The sequence below is a fragment of the Gemmobacter lanyuensis genome (assembly GCF_014652355.1).
GTDB lineage: Bacteria > Pseudomonadota > Alphaproteobacteria > Rhodobacterales > Rhodobacteraceae > Gemmobacter > Gemmobacter lanyuensis.
The window spans coordinates 160,795-177,954 of the sequence record NZ_BMYQ01000004.1 but is presented as its reverse complement, the minus strand read 5'-3'; the positions used below and the strand labels follow the sequence as shown (position 1 = coordinate 177,954).

The window sequence follows — 17,160 nt, the reverse complement described above, 5'->3', positions numbered from 1 at the left end:
AATCCCGATGACCAGACCCTATGCCAAAAGCGCCGAGGCCATTGCCCGGCTGACCCCCGAACAATACCGCGTGACGCAGCAGAACGGCACCGAACGCCCCTTCACCGGCGAATATGACCATCATTTCGAACCGGGGATCTATGTGGATATCGTCTCGGGCGAGCCGCTGTTTTCCTCGGCCGACAAATACAACAGCGGCTGCGGCTGGCCCGCCTTTGCCCGCCCGATCACCGATGACCATATCGTCGAACTGCATGACAGCACCCATGGCATGATCCGCACCGAGGTGCGGTCAGCCCATGGCGACAGCCATCTGGGCCATGTCTTCAACGACGGCCCGCGCGATCTGGGGGGGATGCGCTACTGCATCAACTCGGCCAGCCTGCGCTTCATCCCGCGCGACCGGATGGAGGCCGAGGGCTATGGCGACTGGCTCGACCGGCTGTAAAGAAAAGGCCCGCCACCGCGGCGGGCCTTCTGTTCCGGCCCTCAGGCCCAGGTGCGGAAGAATTTGTCCGCGGGCGAGGCGGTGAAGATCTCGCATCCCGTCGCCGTGACCCCGATGGAATGTTCGTATTGCGCCGAGAGCGACTTGTCCCGCGTGACCGCCGTCCAGTCATCGGCCAGCACCTTGGTTTCGGGGCGGCCCAGGTTCACCATGGGTTCGATGGTGAAGAACATGCCCTCTTCCAGCACCGGGCCGCTGCCTGCGCGGCCGTAATGCAGCACATTCGGCGGCGCGTGGAACACAAGGCCAAGCCCGTGGCCGCAGAAATCGCGCACCACCGACATGCGGTTCGATTCGACATAGCTCTGGATCGCATTGCCGATGTCGCCAAAGGTATTGCCCGGCTTCACCGCCGCAATCCCGCGCATCAGGCCTTCATGCGTGACCTCGATCAGGCGTTCGGCCTTGCGGCCCAGCTGACCGGCGACATACATCCGGCTCGTATCGCCATACCAGCCATCGACGATCACCGTCACATCGATGTTCAGAATGTCGCCATCGGCCAGCACCTTGGTGCCGGGGATGCCATGGCAGACGACGTGGTTCACGCTGATGCAGGAGGCGTGCTTGTAGCCCTTGTAACCGATGGTCGCGGAAATCACGCCGCGGCGATGCACCTCTTCGGTGATGAAGGCATCCAGCTCGGCCGTGGTGACGCCGGGTTTGACCAGCGGGATCACGGCATCCAGAATTTCCGCCGCCACCTGACCCGCCGCGCGCATGCCCGCGAAATCGGCGTCCTCATAGATACGGATGCCGTCTTTGGTGATGCGGCCGCGCAGATCGTTCACGGGGCTTGTCCTTTCCTGCAAAACTGACCCGTAGATAAAGGCTGAAGCGGGATTTGGCCAGAGGCCGGGCAGCGGGGGCTTTGAAAGCCGGTCCGACGCGCTATACCTTTGCACGAATGAGCAGGAGAGCATCATGACCAACCCAACCGCCGCCATGCTGGTGATCGGGGACGAAATCCTGTCGGGCCGCACCCGCGACAGCAATACCCACCATCTTGCGACCGAACTGACCAACCGTGGCATCCGCCTGATGGAAGCCCGCGTGGTGGCCGATGACCATGCCGAGATCATCGCCGCCGTGAATGCGCTGCGCGCGAAATGGGACCATGTCTTCACCTCGGGCGGGATCGGGCCGACGCATGACGACATTACCGCTGATGCCATTGCCGCGGCCTTCGGTGTCGCGATCACCCATCGCGCCGATGCCATGGCCCTGCTGCAGGCGCATTACGACCGCGCCGGGTTGGAATTCAACGAGGCCCGCCGCCGCATGGCCCGCATTCCCGATGGCGCCACGCTGATCGACAACCCCATCAGCACCGCCCCGGGCTTCACGCTGGGGAATGTGCATGTGATGGCGGGGGTGCCGAACATCTTTCAGGCCATGGTCGCAGGCGTCCTGCCCACCATCACCGGGGGCGCCCCGCTGCTGAGCCAGTCGCTCCGCGTGAACCGGGGCGAGGGCGAGATCGCCGGCCCCTTCGCGGCGCTGGCTGCCGAATATCCCGATCTGTCGATGGGGTCCTATCCCTTCATCCAGTCGGGGGCGCATGGCACCAATCTGGTGATCCGCGGCACCGATGCCGCGCGGCTGGATGCGGCGATGTCGCGGCTTTGCGCGCTGTTCGGATGATCCTTGATCCGCCCCTTGCTGCGGTCTTGGCGGCCACCTGGCCGCCGGAACGCAGCGAACGGCTGGGGCCGTGGCGCCTGCGCGTCAGTGCGGGCGGTGGGCAGCGCGTGCAGGCAACCAGCGTCGAAGACGCTTGGCAGCCCGGCGATATCGCGGAGGCCGAGGCTGCGATGGACCGCCTGCACCAGCCCCGGATCTGGGTGCTGGGGCCGCAGGATGCCGCGCTGGACGCCGCCCTTGCCGCGCGGGGCTACCGGGTGAAAGACCCGGTCATCGCCTATGTCGCGCCCATCGACCGGCTGGCAGGCGCGGTCAGCCCCATGGCTGCCTTTGCCCATTGGCCGCCGCTCGCGATCACCCGCGACATCTGGGCCGAAGGTGGCATCGGCCCCGACCGCTGCGCCGTGATGGACCGCGTGACCACCCCCAAGACCGCCATTCTGGGCCGGACCGATGACACGCCCTCCGGCGCGGCCTTCGTGGCGCTGGCGGGCCGGACGGCCATGCTGCACGCGCTTGAGGTGCGGCCTGCGCTGCGTCGGCAAGGTTCCGCCCACAAGATGCTGACGGCGGCCGCAAACTGGGCGCAAGATCAGGGGGCAACCACCTTTTCTCTGGTGGCGACCGAAGCCAATACCGCCGCCCGCACCTTGTATGAACGCACGGGCATGATAGCCGTGGACCGCTATCATTATCGGGTGATCTGAAACATGCGGCACCTGCTGCCCTGCCTTCTGCTGTTGCTCGCCACACCCGTGGGGGCGCTGACGCTCGATTTCGGCGACCCTGCCGCGCAGACCACCACCAGCAGCGAAGGCGGCACCTCGATCCGACTGCCTGATGGCGCCTGGACAGCCGGGGCGACCCCGGCCCGTGCGCTGGACGGGCTGGTCGAGCAAACCGCCTGGCGCATCGACACCCGCCAAACCACCCTGCAAATCCTGACCCATCTGCAGGCGCAGCTTGAGGCCGAGGGCTGGCACCCCGCCTTCGCCTGCGAAACGGCGACCTGCGGCGGCTTTGATTTCCGCTATGCCCTGCCGCTGATCACCGAACCCGACATGCATGTCGATCTGGGCGATTTCCGGTATCTGCTGCTCGACCAGCAGGATGAGGCGCTGGCCCTTGTCGTCAGCCGCGCCCGGGCGGCGGCCTTCGTGCAGCTGATCCGCGTGCGCCCCGAAAGCGCCACGCCCCGCCGCGACATTGCCGCCCCGACCCCGGTGCCTGCCGCCACCCCCACCGGCGATTTCGCCCGCCAGATTGAAACCGCGGGCAGCCTTGTGCTGGCCGATCTGGTCTTTGCCTCGGGGGCCGGGACGCTTGCCCCCGGTGATTATCCCACGCTGCGGGCGCTGGCCGATTACATGGACCAACGTCCCGAAGCACGGGTTGCGCTGGTCGGGCATACCGATGCCTCGGGCGGCCTTGCGGCGAATATCGCCCTGTCGCGCGCGCGGGCGCAATCGGTTCGCAAAGCGCTGACGGCGCTTGGCATTTCCGGCGACCGGATCGAGGCCGAGGGCGTGGGCTATCTTGCCCCGCGCAGCACCAACCTGACCCCGGAAGGCCGCACCCAAAACAGAAGGGTCGAGGTCATGCTGACCTCGACCCAGTTGGTCGCCGCACCTTAACTCTGTCAGGCCGGATCACCAGTTGTCCGGCCCCTTCTCCATGAACTGTCGCGCCAGGAAGTCGATGAAGGCGCGCACCTTGGGCTGGGTGAATCGCCCCGGCGGATAGACCGCATAGATGCCCAGCGTTTCCACCGGCAGGCCGGGAATGGCCTCTTCAACCTGGCCGTTCCGCATCGCCTCGGCATAGAGGAACGAGGGGAGGTAGGCGATGCCCAGACCCGCAATCGCCGCATTCAGCAGCGACTGGCCGTCATTCACCGTCAGCCAGCCGTTCGAGCGCACCTGCCGCTTTTCGCCCGAAGGCGCCGTCACCTTCCAGACATTGCCATTGGCCTGGTTCGAATAATGCAGCAGCTTGTGGTCGTTCAGATCGTCGATCTTCATCGGGCGACCGTATTTCTGGAAATAGCTGGGCGACCCGATCATCCGCTTGGAGGTTTCGGTCAGCTTGCGGGCGCGCAGGCTGCTATCCTCCAGATCGCCGACACGGATCGCCATGTCGAACCCTTCCGAGATCAGTTCGACATAGCGGTTGTTCAGCACCATGTTCACGGTGATATCGGGATATTCCAGCAGGAAATCCCCCAGAATGGGCGAGAGCAGATTGACCCCGAAGTCGGTGGCCACGCTGATCCGCAGCAGACCCGAAGGTGCGGATTGCATGCTGGTGACCAGTGCATCCGCCTCACCGGCATCGTTCAGCACGCGGCGTGCGCGGTCGTAATAGGCAAGGCCGATTTCCGTGGGGCTGACGCGGCGGGTGGTGCGGTTCAGAAGCCGCGCGCCGAGGCGCGCCTCCAACGCCGAGACATGCTTCGACACCGCCGATTTCGAGATGCCCATCTTCTTGGCCGCATCCGTGAAGCCACCTTGGTCCACCACGGTGGCGAAGGCTTCCATTTCGGTCAGTCGATCCATTGTCTTCCCCATGCGGCCGATGCGCTGCGATAGGGCAGTATTGATCGCCAATTCGGGCGAGATAGGGGCAAGGGCGCGACGAGTTCGGGGAATTCCCGCGGATCGTTGATGGCGCGGAAACGACCGGGATCGACAGAATTCTGCCGTTTTCCAGACTTCAAACGAGGGGAGAGTGGTGGCGAGGGGGGGACTCGAACCCCCGACCCCGCGATTATGAGTCGCGTGCTCTAACCAACTGAGCTACCTAGCCACTGGCGCGGTTCCTATGGGATGGGCGCGGCAGGGTCAAGCGGAAAACGCGAGATTTTTGTTCAGCCATGCGCGACGCGCGGGCGCCCCGCAGCGGTGACGGTGACCGTGGCTTCGATGAACATCATGCGGCCTTCAATCTCGGCTTCGCGGATGTCGCGGGTCGCAGTCAGTTGCACATCTGCGGCCCCCGCGCGTTCGGCACGGTCGCGCACCTCATCTGACAGCGCGGCCTCCAGTGCGGCAAGGGCCTCGTCCCGATGGGCGAACATGGTGTTGCCGCTGGGCAGATGGGCGACGAATCGGCCCTCGCCCGGGCTGCTGACAAGGCCGGTCACGCGCTGGCGCACCTGCCCCACCACGGCGCCGATGGCATTGGCCACCCCGGCGTGCTTGGGCAGAATCATCCGTGCCTCCAGCCGGTCGCCGACCGCGCCGTAATAGGATGGGGCCGAAGCACCCAGCCCGATCACCGGCACGCCCAGCCGCAGCGTCGCCTGCACCACGCCCCGATGCCCCGCGACGCCCCGCTGCGTCAGCAGGTGGCGGGCCAGCCCCTCGGCGCTTTCCCCGGCAAAGGCGGGATCTTCGGCAAAAGCCGCTTCCAGCAGACAATCGACCGTCTGCTGCGTCAGCTGATCCACGATCATCTGGGCAAGCTGCGCCGGATCGTTCGAGAATCGTTCACCGCGCCCGGTGCGGCGGCGCCCCAGCAGCCGCAGCGCCTTTTCGGCGGCGGTGCGGTCCCAAGCCTCCAGCCGGCCCAGCACATGGCTGGCGTCCGACGGCGTGACGCCAGAGACCATCACCAGACCGCGCGCGACCAGCCGCTCCATCGCCGCAACCTCAAGCCGCGAGGTGATCGGCCGCGAAAACGGCATGGCTTCGGTGATCCGCGCGAGCAATGCCGCCTCGCGTGCGTTCAGGCCGCCGGTCTGCCCGGCCATGGGCACCACAAAGCGCCCGTCGAATTCACCCGCCACCTCGGTCGAAAGGGCTCGGTCCAGCGCGGCATGGACCATTTCGGCATGATCCACTGCCAGAAGCGAAACGGGAATCAGCCGCCGCGGGCCAAGACGCAGACCGCCCTCCAGCCCGCTTTGCTGCAGATGCACCTCGGAATCGCCGCCAAGGCCAGTTGTGCGCATGGCGACGGCCTCTACCATGGTACGGAAACCACCGACGCGAGCGCCCTCGGGGTCGATCTCGGGCAGACCGTCTTTCAAAAGCGCCACATCGGTGGTGGTGCCGCCAATATCGGACACCAGCGCATCGCTTTCCCCCGTCAGCCAGCGCGCACCCACGATCGAGGCCGCAGGCCCCGACAGAATCGTTTCAATCGGGCGTTCGCGCACCATCGCGGCCGAAATCAGCGCCCCGTCGCCGCGCACCACCATCAGCGGCGCGGTGATGCCGCGGGTTTCCAGATGCGCCTCGCACGCGCGGACCAGACGGTCGATCATGCCGATCAGCCGGGCGTTCAGCACCGCCGTCAGCGCGCGTTTCGGCCCGTTCAGCCCGGCCGAAAGCTCATGCGAGCAGGTGACCGGACGCCCCGAGACGCGGCGAATCACCTCGCGCGCGGTGACTTCGTGGCTGGGGTTGCGGGTGGCAAAGCGCGCGGCCACGGCAAAGCCCATGACCTCGGGCGCAAGGCGCGCGACCTCAGCCTCCAGCGCGGCGATATCAAGCGGCGCTGTCTCGGCCCCGGAATGTTCATGCCCGCCCGCAAGCAGCACCACCGGATCGCCGCCCAAGGCCTCGGACAGACCGCCGCGCTCCAGATCGCCCGCATCAAAGCCGATGAAGATCAGCGCCACGCGCCCGCCTTGGCCCTCCACCAGCGCATTGGTGGCCAGCGTCGTTGACAGCGACACAAGCGATACCTCGGCGGGCTCCACCCCCGCCTCGGACAGTGCGGCATCAACGGCCCGGCCAACGCCCAGGCTCAGATCCCCGCGCGTGGTCAGCGATTTCGCCGATCCGATGACGCGGGTCGCGCCCTCATCCACAATGACCGCATCGGTATAGGTGCCGCCCGTATCGACCCCGAGGAAATATGCCATGGTTCTGTCCCTGTTCGCGTCCCCCTGACATAGGCCGAAGCCGGGGCAAGGTCAGCCCCGCGCGCGACGCGTTCTGTCGCAGCCGCGCCACTCGCCCCGGCGGGCCGGGGCGGTTAAGCTGGCCAAAGCTTAGGAGCAGGATGAAAATGCGGGAATTGCCTCAGGTTGCGGATCTGGTGCTGGTGGGCGGGGGCCATGCCCATGCGCTGCTGGCGCGGATGTGGGGCATGGACCCGCTGCCGGGGGTGCGGTTGACGATCATCAACCCCGGACCGGTCGCCCCCTATACCGGGATGCTGCCCGGCCATATCGCCGGGCATTACGCGCGGTCCGAGATGATGCTGGATCTGGTGCAGCTTGCGCGCTTTGCCGGGGCGCGGCTGATTCTTGATCGGGCGGTGGGGCTTGATCCGGTGAACAGGCACGTGATGCTGCAGAGCCGCCCGCCCGTTGCCTATGATTTGGCCAGCCTCGACATCGGGATTTCGTCGGACCTGCCGCAGATCCCCGGTTACGCGGACCATGGTGTTTCGGCCAAGCCACTGGGCGATTATGCGGCGGCTTGGGCACGGTTCGTTGACCGGGCGCTGCCCGCGCCGCAGGTTGTGGTGATCGGGGCCGGTGTGGGCGGGGTCGAACTGGCGCTGGCCTCGGCCCATCGGCTGCGCGCGGGCGGGGCAAAGCCGCAGGTCACGCTGCTTGACCAGTCGGAGATGGCGTTGCCGCATATCGGTGCGGGCGCGCGGCGGGCGCTGCTGGCGGAACTGGCCGCGGCCGGAATCACCCTGCTTACCGGCGCGCAGCCGGCCCAGATCCTGGCGGGACAGGTGCTGCTGCAGGATGGCCGGGTGCTGCCGTCGGATTTCACGCTGTCGGTTGCGGGGTCGCGTCCGCAGGGCTGGCTGCGGGACACCGGGTTGCAGCTCCATGACGGGTTTGTCGCCGTGGGGCCTACGCTTCAATCGTCGGACCCGGCCGTCTTTGCCGTGGGCGATTGCGCGCATCTGACCCATGCCCCCCGCCCCAAGGCCGGGGTCTTTGCCGTGCGCGAGGCGCCGATTCTGGCCCATAACCTACGCCAGTTGTTGCAAGGCACGGGCAATCTGCGCCCCTACTACCCGCAGCGCGATTACCTGAAGCTCGTGTCCACCGGGCGGCAGAACGCGGTGGCGGACAAATTCGGCCTGCGCCTGTCGCACCCCGCCCTTTGGCGCTGGAAGGACCGGATCGACCGCCGCTTCATGGCGATGTTCCATGACCTGCCCGCGATGCCCGCGCCCGCGCTGCCCCACCCGGCCGCGGCCGGTCTGGCCGAGGCGGTGGGGCCAAAGCCGATGTGCGGTGGCTGCGGCGCCAAGGTGGGGGCGGCCGATCTGGCCCGCGCGCTGGCGGATCTGCCAGCACCGCAGAACCCGGCGGTGCTGACCGGGCCGGGCGATGATGCCGCCGTGATCCGGCAGGGGGACAGCTATCAGGTCCTGACCACCGATCACCTGCGCGCCTTCACCCCCGACCCCGGCGTGATGACCCGCATCGCCGTTCTTCATGCGCTAGGGGATATCTGGGCCATGGGCGCGCGCCCCGAATTTGCGCTGGCGCAGGTGACGCTGCCGCGCCTTTCGGCCGAATTGCAGGCCCGGACCTTGGCCGAGGTGATGCAGATCGCCGCCGAAACGCTGGCCGAGGCCGGGGCCGAGATCATCGGCGGCCACACGAGCGTGGGCGAGGAATTCACCATCGGCTTCACCCTGACCGGCCGCGCCGACCACGTGCTGACCAAAGGGGGCGCCCAGCCCGGCGATGCGCTGATCCTGACCAAGGCGCTTGGCACCGGCACGGTCCTTGCGGCTGAAATGGCCCGCACCCTTCTGCACGGCGCCCTGATGGCGGGTGAGGCGGTGGCGGCCACCTATGCCTCGATGCTGCAGAACCCTGCCCCTGCCGCGCGGATCCTGACGCCGGTTTCCCATGCCCTGACGGACGTGACAGGCTTTGGCCTTGCCGGGCATCTGCTGGAACTCTGCGCGGCGTCCGGCGTGGCGGCTGAGCTGGATCTGGCGGCCCTGCCCCTTCTGCCGGGGGCCGAGGATTGGGCGGCGATGGGCGTGGCATCGACCCTCGCCCCCGCGAACCGGGGGGCCGTGGTGGGGCGGATCTCGGCCCCTCAGACCGCGCGGGCGGCGCTTCTGTTCGATCCGCAGACGGCGGGCGGCTTTCTGGCCGCGGTGCCGGGCGAACAGGCGCAGAACGTTCTGGCCGATCTGCACCAGGCGGGCTACGCGGCAGCCATCGTGGGGCAGGTCACCACGGGTTCGCCCTTCCTGACCGTCAGGGATGGTGCCTAAAGCGCGGCCTTGATTCGGGCGGCGATGGCGGGCAGCGCCTCGGGGCACAGGCTCTCGGCCTCGACCACCGTGGCCGCGTGGGCCATGCGGGCGCGGTGCTTGGCATAGCGGGGGTCGTAATGGCGGGCCATCAGATCCTCGGCCAGCGCGGCAAAATCACCCGCTTGGGCCAGCGCCTGCCAGCCTTCGATCACCTCGGCCGCATGCAACGGGCGCAGCAGGCCCACCACCTGCACCAGCCGCTCCGGGTCTGCACAAAGATCACCATAGGCGCGGGTCAGATAGGCGGCACGGGCCTCACGCGGGGCCGAAACCTCGATCCGTGGCGCGGCCACCATCGCCTGCCACAGCGGCGGCGGCAGGCGGCAATTCCCGACCTTGGAGCTTTCGGCCTCGATCACCACAGGTCGGGCGGGGTCAAGCGCGGCCAGTGCCATGGCCAGCCCGCCTTCAAACGCCTTCTGCGACGGCTGCCCGCCTGACATGGCCCCGAAAAGCGACCCGCGATGCCGGGCCAGCCCCTCAAGATCGATGACTTGCACCCCCTGAAGCGCGAGTTCCGCCAGCAGCGCCGTCTTGGCCGACCCGGTATTGCCATCCAGCACCACCACGGGCGCGGCAATGGGGCAGTGATAGACCTGATCCACCACCAGCCGCCGCCAGGTCTTGTAACCGCCTTCGATCACATCCGCGCGCCAGCCCACACTTTTCAGGATGGTGGCAAAAGACCCCGACCGCATCCCCCCGCGCCAGCAATAGACCAGCGGCCTCCATCCGCCCTCTTTGTCGGCCAGCGGGCCTTGCAGATGGGCCGCGGCATTCTTGGCGACCAGTGCGCCCCCGACCTTGCGGGCCTTGAAGGGGCTTTCCTGCTTGTAGATCGTGCCGACAAGCGCGCGTTCGTCATTGTCCAGCACCGGCAGGCTGATGGCGCCGGGGACGTGATCTTCCGCCCATTCGGCAGGGGATCGCACGTCGATGATGGTGTCGAACCCGAGGTCCGCGATCTGGGTGAGGGAGCTGAGTGTAATGGCCATGAGGCGAGATTAGCCGCGAAGTCCCCGACACTCAAACCCCGATCAGAACCCCGCCTCGCAGCGCGCGATCAGCGCATCGAGCATGGCGGCCCCGCGTTCCATCTGTTCGACGGTGACGAATTCGTCGGGCTTGTGGCCCTGCGCCATGCTGCCCGGCCCGCAAATCACCGTGGGGATGCCGGCCACCCGCGAAAAAAGCCCGCCTTCCGTGCCGTAGGCCACCTTGATCGTGCCATTGGCCCCGGTCAGCCCTTTGACGAAATTCACCACCCCCGCGTCCGAAGGCGTGCCAAGACCGGGGTAATCCCACAGGCGGTCGATGCGGATCTCGGCCTCGGGGAATTCGGCCCGCAGGGGGGCACAGATCGCCTCGGCCCGGGCGCGCAGATCGGCAATCAGACTGTCGGTGTCCTGTTCGGCCAGACTGCGGATTTCGAAATCCAGCACGGCGGTATTGGGCACGATGTTCACCTGCACCCCGCCCTGCATCTTGCCCACATGGATCGTGCTATAGGCCACATCGTAATCGCCATCGAAGGGGCCTTCGGCAGCCACGCGGGCCTGCAGATCGCGGACCGCCTGCACGAAATCCGCCGCCAGATGCAGGGCATTGAGCGCAAGCGGCGCCAGCGCGGAATGCCCCTCGCGTCCGGTGCAGGTGGCGCGTAGCGCGATCTTGCCCTTGTGCCCGGTCGCAACCTGCATCCCGGTGGGTTCGCCCACGATGCAGAAACGCGGCTTGACCGGCGCCTTGGCCAGCATATCGACCATCGACCGCACGCCCATGCAGCCGATCTCTTCATCATATGACAGCGCAAGGTGCAACGGCACCTTCAGCGGGCGGTGCGTCGCCTTGATCATCGCGTCGATGGCAAGGGCGCAAAACCCCTTCATGTCGGCGGCACCCCGGCCATAGAAGCGCCCGCTCTCTTCCGTCAGGGCGAAGGGCGGCTTGGTCCAGACCTGCCCCTCGACAGGGACGACATCGGTATGGCCAGAGAGCATCACCCCCCCCACATCCGCAGGGCCGACCGTGGCAAAGAGGTTGGCCTTCTGCCCGCTGGCATCGGGCAGCAGCAGCGCCTCGATCCCCGCCGCGGCCAGTTCCGCCTTGACCCAGAGCATCAGCTCCAGATTGGGCTTGGCGCTGACGGTATCAAAACGCATCAGCCGGTCGAAAATCGCACGCATCGGGGCCTCCTGATTTGTGCGGACAAATAGACCGCCCCCGCCCCGTGCGAAACCCCCGATCAGGCGAAGCGGTGCTTCGGCCTTTCCTTTCCCCGACGGCGCTGCCAGTCTGCCGCGATCCTGACCCGACCCTTCCGAGAGTGCGATGCCCCGCCTGCCCCTTCTGCTGATTGCCGCCCTGCCCACCTTCCTGGCCGCGCCCGCCCAGGCCGAACCCGCCACCGCCGGCCCGGTGGAGCGGCTGGTGCTGGCGCATCGGCTGTTTGCCACCGGGCAGGCCGAGCGGGACGGGCTGTCACAGATCGCAGCCGCCCGCATTGCCGCCAGCGTGGCCCTGCAAACGGTTGAGCGCAAACCCGAGGTCGAGGGCAAGGGCACCCCCAAGGCCGCCGCCATCCCCCCCGATGCCGCACGGATGCTGGAAGGCGCCAAGGCGGCTGTGGCCGCCGACGAAACGCTGGGGATTTTCCTGACCTCGGCCATGGCCAGCGCCGAGGTGCTGCCCAAAGGCAGCGTCCGCAGCTCGGCTGCGGCGCTGGCGCCCGGTCAGGCGCATCGCTACCGCCTGCCCGCCGATGGGGGGGTGAAGCTGGATCTGGGGGTGGTGACCGATGGCCTGTCGCAGCTGGAAATCGAGGCGGCGGCAGGCGATGCGGTGCTGTGCCGGGCGCGCGGCTATTGCGGCGTAACGCTGGTCGAAAGCGGCTTTGTCACCGTAACCCTGCGGAACCCCGGCCCCGAAGATGAGAATTACCTGTTCCTCAGCAACTGAAGATACAGAAAGGCCGCGCAGAGCTTGCACCCTCTGCGCGGCCCGACCCTGATCTATTGAGGGAAGATCAGAGAACTTCGCTCACCAGCACGGTGCGCTTTTCGGCAACCGATTTGACGGCAGCATCGGCCAGCGCCAGCGCCACCAGCCCGTCTTCGCCCGAAGGTGCAGCCGCACCCTTGCCACCGGCAGCGGCGATGAAGGCCGCGATTTCGGCGGCATAGGCCTCGGTGTAGCGGGTCATGAAGAAGTCATGCAGCGGCGGGCGGTTGTAGCCGGTCGCGGTCGCAACCTCGATCGACACCGGGCGCTGGTTCTCGGCCGAGGCCGCACCTTTCGACCCATGCACCTCAATGCGCTGGTCGTAGCCATAGGTGGCGCGACGCGAGTTCGAGATCATCGCCTGCTTGCCCGACGCGGTTTTCAGCAGCACCTGAACGCTGTCGAAATCGCCAGCCTCGCCAATGGCCGGATCGACCAGAACGGCGGCGGTTGCGGAAACTTCGGTCACTTCCTCGCCCAGCAGGAAGCGGGCCATGTCGAAGTCATGGATGGTCATGTCGCGGAAGATGCCGCCCGACCGCTTGATGTAATCCACCGGCGGGGCGCCCGGATCGCGCGAGGTGATGACGATCATCTCCACGTCACCGATGGTGCCCTTGTCGATCTCGGCGCGGACAGCGGCGAAATGCGGGTCGAAGCGGCGGTTGAAGCCCACCATCAGCGTGCCCTTGTGGGCGCGCACGACCTCGAGGCACTGCTTCACGCGGGCCAGCGACAGGTCGATCGGCTTTTCGCAGAACACGGCCTTGCCCGCTTTCACGAAACGCTCGATCAGGTCGGCGTGGGTGTCGGTCGGGGTGCAGATCACCACAGCGTCGATGTCTTTGGCGGCCTCGATCTCATCGATCGAACGGACGGCGCAGCCGTATTGATCGGCAATCGCCTGGGCGGCCGCCGGGAAGGCATCGGCCACCGCAACGAGTTCGGCATTGGCATCGCCGGTCACGGCCTTGGCGTGAACCTTGCCGATGCGGCCTGCACCCAGAAGCCCGAATTTGACAGTCATCTTGTCCTCACAGGGTTGGCCCGGACGGGCCGGTTGTTCACTCCGGGTAAGCCCCGGAGACATTCTGATCAAAGTCCACCACGGCGCCGGTCATCACGCCCGACGCCGCAGAGAGCATGTAGCTTGCCAGTCCGGCCACATGAACCGGCTTGACCAGCATTCCCATCGGCTGCGCGGCCTCGGCCTGCGCCAGCCAGTCGTCGCCTGCGCCATGATAGCGGCGCTGGGTCGCATCCTCGCCGGGGGTATCCATCCAACCGCAGTTGATGGCATTCACCCGGATCCGGTGGGCCCGCAACGCCTGCGCTGCGTTTTTCGTCACATTGGCCAGCGCCGCCTTGCTGGCCGAATAGGGGGCCAGAAAGCTCTGGCCGCAATGCACCACCATGGACAGGATATTCACCGCCTGCGCCGGATGTCCGTTTTCGATGGCGAGCTGCGCGAAACGCTGAAGCGCGAAGAACGGCCCCCGCGCATTCACAGCCATCAGCCCGTCCCAAGACGCAGGCGTGGTATCGAGTATCGATCCCCGGTCCGTCGCCGCCGCCGCATTCACCAGCGCCGTGACCCGGCCAAAGCGCGTGGCCGCGCGATTGATCAGGTCGATGGCATCCTGCGGATCACCCATATCTACTGGCAGAAAGCGCACATCGGCCCCGGTTTCCCGCAGACGTTCCGCCGCCTCTTCGCCCTTCATCACACCCCGACCTGCAATGATCATCTGCGGGCATCCCTCGGCCAGCAGGCGTTCGGCGATCGCAAGGCCAAGGCCCTGCGATCCACCGGTAATCACTGCAACGGTCTGCGCGTGATCACGCATAGGTCGCGTCCGTGCCGCCCTTCACGCCCGTGATATAGGACACGATGTCATTGCCATCGGTTTCGTCCTTGTTCAGGCTGGCCACGATCCGGCCGCGACGGAACACCACGATCCGGTCCACCAGATCAAAGACCTGACGCAGGTTGTGCGAGATCAGGATCATCGGGATGCCGCGCTCTTTCAGGCCGCGGATGATGTTTTCCACCTGCGCGGTTTCCTGCACGCCAAGCGCCGCCGTCGGTTCGTCCATGATCACAAGCTTGGAGGCGAAGGCCGCCGTCCGCGCGATGGACACGCACTGCCGCTGCCCGCCCGACATGTTGCGGATCGGGTTGTCCACGTTCGGGATCTTGACGGCGGTGGTCTTCAGCGCCTCCATCGTGCGGTCGCGCATCGCCTTGCGGTCCAGAACCGAGAAGGGGCCAAGGCGGAACTTGTAAAGCTCGCGCCCCAGGAAGAGGTTCGAAGGCACATCCAGATCATCGGCCAGCGCCAGCGTCTGGAACACCGTCTCGATCCCGGCCTCGCGCGCTTCCAGCGGGCCGGTGAAGTTCACCTCTTGCCCGTCGAAGAACACCTGGCCGCCGGTCTTCTGTTCCACCGCGGTGATCTGGCGCACGAAGGTCGATTTCCCGGCCCCGTTGTCGCCCACCACGGCGATATGTTCGCCCTTGCGGAGGATGAAATTCGCGTCGTCGAGGGCGTGGACACCCCCATAGTGTTTCGTCAGGCCACGCGTTTCAAGAATGATATCGCTCATGATTACCCCCGCGCGCGGCCTTTTTGCCGCCATTGATCCAGCACCACGGCTGCCACGATGATCACGCCCTTGACCATCTCTTGGTAGTAGGCGTCGAGCTTGAGGAAGGTGAACCCCGAGATGATCACCCCGAAGATCAGCGCGCCCAGCACCGTCCCCAGGATCGACCCGCGGCCCCCTTGCAACGACACGCCGCCGATGACCGCCATGGCGATGGCGTCAAGTTCGTACATCACGCCCATGCCAGCCTGCGCCGTCAGGTTTTTCGACGACAGAACCACCGCCGCCAGCGCCGACAGAAGGCCCGCGATAACATAGATCAGCACCTTGGTGCGGTCGACGTTGATGCCCGACATGCGGGTCGCCGCTTCGTTCGAACCGACCGCGTAGCAATGCTTGCCATAGCGGGTATAGGTCATGATCAGGTGGAAGAGGATCGCAAGGCCCACAAAGATCACGACCGGCATCATGCCCTTGCCGATGGCGGCATAGCTTTCCGTCGGGAACGAGATCGGGTTGCCCTTCGACCACCATTTCGCGATGCCGCGGGCCGTGACCATCATGCCCAGCGTGGCGATGAAGGGCGGGATCTTGGTGTAGGCGACCAGCGCGCCGTTCACCAGACCGGCGACCAGACCGCAGCCAAGCCCCACCAGCACCGGCACGATGACCGGCAGGTCAACCCAGCCCAGTTCGCCGAAAATGGCCTTGGGGTTGGGGTTGCCGTTCACCATGGCGACCTGGGCGAAGCTCATCGCGATCATCGCGGTGGCGCCCACCACCGAGCCGGAGCTGAGGTCGATCCCGCCCGAAATGATGACCTGCGTCACGCCCAGGGCAATGATGCCGGTGATCGACACTTGCAGGATGATGATTTGCAGGCGCTGTTCGTTGAACAGGCTGCTGACGTTTTCACGGGTATTGAACAGGAAGCTGTCCGCCATGAACACGCGGCCGATGACCTCGAAAATAACAATGATGCCGATCAGCGCGAAGAAAACGTTCCATTCCGGCGCGCGGGCCTTTTTCGATGGATCATACTTCAGGCCGCCCAGCCCATGTGTAGTGGATGACATGGTGCGCTCCCCTCTCCCCCGGTAATGTCATGAATAGCTTGCCCCGCCTGCGCCCCCGCGCCCGGTCAGGGAAGAAATGGGGGCGGCGCTGGCCGCGCCGCCCCTTCGCCCTTGGGCGATCAGTTCTTGGCGAGGAAATCGCCAACGTTCGCCGGGGTCACCAGCTGGAACGGGATGTAGACCTTCTGGTCAACCGCCTCGCCCTTCGACAGCTTGATGGCTGCGTCCAGCGCGCCTGCGCCCTGACCGGCAGCGTCCTGGAACACGGTCACGTCCAGATCGCCGGCCTGCATGGCGGCAAGAGCGTCCTGGGTGGCGTCGATCCCGCCAACCACAACCGAAGCCATGTCGATGCCCGCGGCTTTCATCGCCTGGATGGCGCCAATGGCCATCTCGTCGTTGTTGGCGATCACGCCGTCAAAGGCGGTGCCGGTCGACAGCCAGTTGGTCATCAGCGATTGCGCCTGGTCACGCGACCAGTTCGCGGTTTGCTCGTCGATGATGTTCAGTTTCACTTCGCACTTGCCGGCGGCGATCACGTCGTGGATGTCGGCGGTGCGCTGAACGGCGGCCTGGTTCGACAGTTCGCCCATCATCACATAGACGTTGGCTTCGGTCTTGCCGGCTTCTTTCAGCTGACGGCAAACCTCGATGGTTTCCAGCGTGCCGGATTCCACTTCGTTCGACGCAACGAAAGCCTGGTTGTCGGGCAGGGTATCGACGTTGACCGGCTGACGGTTCACATAGACCAGCGGGATATTGGCGGCAGCGGCCGCATCCGACATCGCCTGGGTGGCCGAGGTATCAACAGGGTTCACCACGATGGCCGAAACGCCGGACGCGATGAAGTTGTTGATCTGGTCCAGCTGCTTGGCCACGTCGTTCTGAGCGTCTTCGATCTGCAGCGAAACGCCCAGTTCCTTGCCCTTGGCATCCATGCCATTGCGCAGGACGGTCAGGAAGTTGTCATCGAACAGCGCCATCGACACGCCGATGCCATCCGCCATGGCGCTGGTGCCCATCAGTGCGGCGAAACCAGCGACGATAAGGGTCTTTTTCATTGTCTTT

The 17,160-nt window shown here is 66.2% G+C and carries 16 protein-coding genes and 1 tRNA gene; 6 read left to right on the top strand and 11 right to left on the bottom strand.

The genetic code is table 11. The features are described 5' to 3' along the window. Nucleotides 1-7 precede the first annotated feature (7 nt). On the top strand, nt 8-448 hold the full coding sequence (gene msrB, locus IE101_RS09265) for a peptide-methionine (R)-S-oxide reductase MsrB (protein WP_189633542.1): 441 nt from the start codon (nt 8-10) through the stop codon (nt 446-448). A gap of 41 nt (nt 449-489) precedes the next feature. Here the strand turns inward: msrB and map are convergent, their stop codons facing one another. Further along, nucleotides 490-1,299: a type I methionyl aminopeptidase gene (map, locus tag IE101_RS09260; RefSeq protein WP_189633541.1), complete on the bottom strand. Its 810-nt coding sequence runs from the start codon at nt 1,297-1,299 to the stop codon at nt 490-492. Between the two features lie 133 nt (nt 1,300-1,432). Between map and IE101_RS09255 the strand changes: the two genes are divergently transcribed. From IE101_RS09255 to IE101_RS09245, 3 genes are read left to right on the top strand one after another with little or no spacing between them, the layout of a single operon-like run. After that, nucleotides 1,433-2,152, top strand: a complete 720-nt coding sequence (locus tag IE101_RS09255; protein WP_189633540.1) for a competence/damage-inducible protein A — start codon at nt 1,433-1,435, stop codon at nt 2,150-2,152. Then, entirely contained in the window at nt 2,149-2,859 is a 711-nt protein-coding gene (locus tag IE101_RS09250) for a GNAT family N-acetyltransferase (protein WP_189633539.1), read from the top strand. The genes IE101_RS09255 and IE101_RS09250 overlap by 4 nt, the downstream gene beginning before the upstream one ends. Nucleotides 2,860-2,862: 3 nt before the next feature. Further along, complete coding sequence (locus IE101_RS09245) at nt 2,863-3,786, top strand: OmpA family protein (RefSeq protein ID WP_189633538.1); 924 nt, start codon at nt 2,863-2,865, stop codon at nt 3,784-3,786. A gap of 15 nt (nt 3,787-3,801) precedes the next feature. Here IE101_RS09245 and IE101_RS09240 read toward each other — a convergent pair whose 3' ends face one another. The 3 genes from IE101_RS09240 to IE101_RS09230 form a co-directional block, all read right to left on the bottom strand. Beyond that, on the bottom strand, nt 3,802-4,707 hold the full coding sequence (locus IE101_RS09240; protein ID WP_189633537.1) for a LysR family transcriptional regulator: 906 nt from the start codon (nt 4,705-4,707) through the stop codon (nt 3,802-3,804). A 173-nt stretch (nt 4,708-4,880) separates the two neighbouring features. After that, nucleotides 4,881-4,957: transfer RNA gene (locus IE101_RS09235), tRNA-Met, on the bottom strand. Nucleotides 4,958-5,018: 61 nt separating this feature from the next. Further along, nucleotides 5,019-7,022, bottom strand: a complete 2,004-nt coding sequence (locus IE101_RS09230) for a hydantoinase/oxoprolinase N-terminal domain-containing protein (protein ID WP_189633536.1) — start codon at nt 7,020-7,022, stop codon at nt 5,019-5,021. Nucleotides 7,023-7,168: 146 nt separating this feature from the next. Here IE101_RS09230 and IE101_RS09225 point away from each other — a divergent pair, with 146 nt between their 5' ends. Beyond that, nucleotides 7,169-9,367, top strand: coding sequence for a selenide, water dikinase SelD (locus IE101_RS09225; RefSeq protein WP_308429867.1), 2,199 nt, complete (start codon nt 7,169-7,171; stop codon nt 9,365-9,367). On the opposite strand, the gene mnmH is transcribed toward IE101_RS09225, so the two are convergent. Both mnmH and argE read right to left on the bottom strand, forming a co-directional pair. Further along, nucleotides 9,364-10,404, bottom strand: a complete 1,041-nt coding sequence (gene mnmH / locus IE101_RS09220) for a tRNA 2-selenouridine(34) synthase MnmH (RefSeq protein WP_189633534.1) — start codon at nt 10,402-10,404, stop codon at nt 9,364-9,366. The two genes, IE101_RS09225 and mnmH, sit on opposite strands and share 4 nt — an antisense overlap. A 42-nt stretch (nt 10,405-10,446) precedes the next feature. Further along, a complete protein-coding gene (gene argE, locus IE101_RS09215) occupies nt 10,447-11,595 on the bottom strand; it encodes an acetylornithine deacetylase (RefSeq protein ID WP_189633533.1) in 1,149 nt (382 codons plus the stop codon). A 145-nt stretch (nt 11,596-11,740) separates the two neighbouring features. Here argE and IE101_RS09210 point away from each other — a divergent pair, with 145 nt between their 5' ends. Beyond that, complete coding sequence (locus IE101_RS09210; RefSeq protein ID WP_189633532.1) at nt 11,741-12,367, top strand: hypothetical protein; 627 nt, start codon at nt 11,741-11,743, stop codon at nt 12,365-12,367. A gap of 67 nt (nt 12,368-12,434) precedes the next feature. On the opposite strand, the gene iolG is transcribed toward IE101_RS09210, so the two are convergent. The 5 genes from iolG to IE101_RS09185 all read right to left on the bottom strand — a co-directional run bounded on the left by iolG (nt 12,435) and on the right by IE101_RS09185 (nt 17,153). Beyond that, entirely contained in the window at nt 12,435-13,436 is a 1,002-nt protein-coding gene (gene iolG, locus IE101_RS09205) for an inositol 2-dehydrogenase (RefSeq protein WP_189633531.1), read from the bottom strand. Between the two features lie 37 nt (nt 13,437-13,473). Next, nucleotides 13,474-14,256 (bottom strand): SDR family oxidoreductase, encoded by a 783-nt coding sequence (locus IE101_RS09200; RefSeq protein ID WP_189633530.1) that lies wholly within the window; start codon nt 14,254-14,256, stop codon nt 13,474-13,476. After that, nucleotides 14,249-15,016 (bottom strand): ATP-binding cassette domain-containing protein, encoded by a 768-nt coding sequence (locus IE101_RS09195; protein ID WP_189633529.1) that lies wholly within the window; start codon nt 15,014-15,016, stop codon nt 14,249-14,251. Before IE101_RS09195 ends, IE101_RS09200 begins: the two co-directional genes overlap by 8 nt. A gap of 2 nt (nt 15,017-15,018) precedes the next feature. Beyond that, nucleotides 15,019-16,092: an ABC transporter permease gene (locus IE101_RS09190; protein ID WP_189633528.1), complete on the bottom strand. Its 1,074-nt coding sequence runs from the start codon at nt 16,090-16,092 to the stop codon at nt 15,019-15,021. Nucleotides 16,093-16,211: 119 nt separating this feature from the next. Then, on the bottom strand, nt 16,212-17,153 hold the full coding sequence (locus IE101_RS09185; RefSeq protein ID WP_189633527.1) for a sugar ABC transporter substrate-binding protein: 942 nt from the start codon (nt 17,151-17,153) through the stop codon (nt 16,212-16,214). Nucleotides 17,154-17,160: the final 7 nt, after the last annotated feature.